At 39.4% G+C, this 1435-nt stretch carries 2 protein-coding genes; both read right to left on the minus strand.

The genetic code is table 11. From position 1 onward, the window contains the following. The coding region (locus tag UC75_RS21090) for a pyridoxamine 5'-phosphate oxidase family protein (RefSeq protein WP_228137261.1) at positions 1 to 299 on the minus strand (299 nt) is incomplete at its 3' end. 10 nt (positions 300 to 309) lie between these two features. Beyond that, the coding region (glmM, locus tag UC75_RS10285) for a phosphoglucosamine mutase (protein WP_228137262.1) at positions 310 to 1435 on the minus strand (1126 nt) is incomplete at its 5' end.

The raw sequence follows: 1435 nt of genomic DNA on the forward strand, positions 1-1435 counted from the left end.
AATAATTCGGCATATGGGTTTTCTGCCAAATCAATACCTTTTTGACTGTCATAATTCGTATAAAAATCATAACCAGCTTCTGTGGCCCCACGTAACAAAACTGTTCTAACATGAGGTCTGCCATTTGCACTTGCAGTTGCTAATGACATTGCATAGGGTTCATGCAAATTCGCTGCTAGAGCATGGTTAAACCAACCCAGAAACTGCTGATGAGGGTTAGATTCAACCTGCCCCTCATGCAACTCACCTTGCTCATAACTTAAGCGTAATTCACTTAAATCTTTGATGACATCACTCATGTCATGCACCTTATGCGACTTGTGCTTGTGAACGAACTGAATCTGCTAAATGTTGAGCTAAAGCATTCACTTCTTGCTCATCATCACCTTCAACCATGACACGAATCACAGGCTCTGTTCCAGACTTACGAATCAGGATACGGCCACGGCCTTTGAGCTGTGCTTCTGCCTTATCAAATTCAGTAACCAATGCTGGAATAGAATACGGATCAAGCATTTGTTCTAAACGTACGTTCAAAAGAACTTGTGGGAATAATTTAAAGTCTTGAACCAATTCATGAAGAGCCTTGTTTTGCTCGACCATCACAGTTAAAACTTGAAGTGCAGCGATAATGGCATCACCAGTGGTACTCTTGTCTAAAGTTAGAATATGACCAGAAGGTTCGCCGCCTATCACCCAACCATTTTCTTCTAAAGCTTGTAATACATAGCGGTCACCAACTTTTGCACGAACAAAGTTAACGTTTGCTTTTTCTAGTGCAACTTCAAGTGCCATATTACTCATGACAGTACCAACAATACCCGCTGGCTTATTTTGAGCTTGAGTCGCCAAAATATATAAAATATGGTCGCCATCGATTAAGTTACCAAACTTATCAACCATCACAACACGGTCAGCATCACCATCAAAGGCAATACCTAAATCTGCTTCGTGTTCAACTACTGCTTTTTGTAAGTGTTCAGGATGTGTTGAACCACAGCTCTCATTAATATTTAAGCCATCTGGTTCATTATATAAAGCAACAACTTTTGCCCCTAACTCACGGAAAACTGAAGGCCCAACGCTATATGCAGCGCCATGAGCACAGTCCAACACAATCTTTAAATTATTTAAATCAAAGTGGTAAGGGAATGTAGATTTACAGAATTCAATATAGCGACCATTTGCATCATTTACACGAACACTTTTACCTAAGTTTGCAGTGTCCTCAATGAATAAATCTTTTTCTAATTCGCGGTTAATTTCTTCTTGTAACGAATCTGGTAATTTTTTACCTTCACTTGAGAAGAATTTAATCCCATTATCATAATATGGATTATGCGATGCAGAAATAACAATACCTGCATGTGCATGTAAAGCACGAGTAAGGTGTGCAATGGCTGGTGTTGGTAATGGACCAAGTAAATGAACATAT

The sequence above is a fragment of the Acinetobacter sp. V2 genome (assembly GCF_001188385.1).
Classification (GTDB): domain Bacteria; phylum Pseudomonadota; class Gammaproteobacteria; order Pseudomonadales; family Moraxellaceae; genus Acinetobacter; species Acinetobacter oleivorans.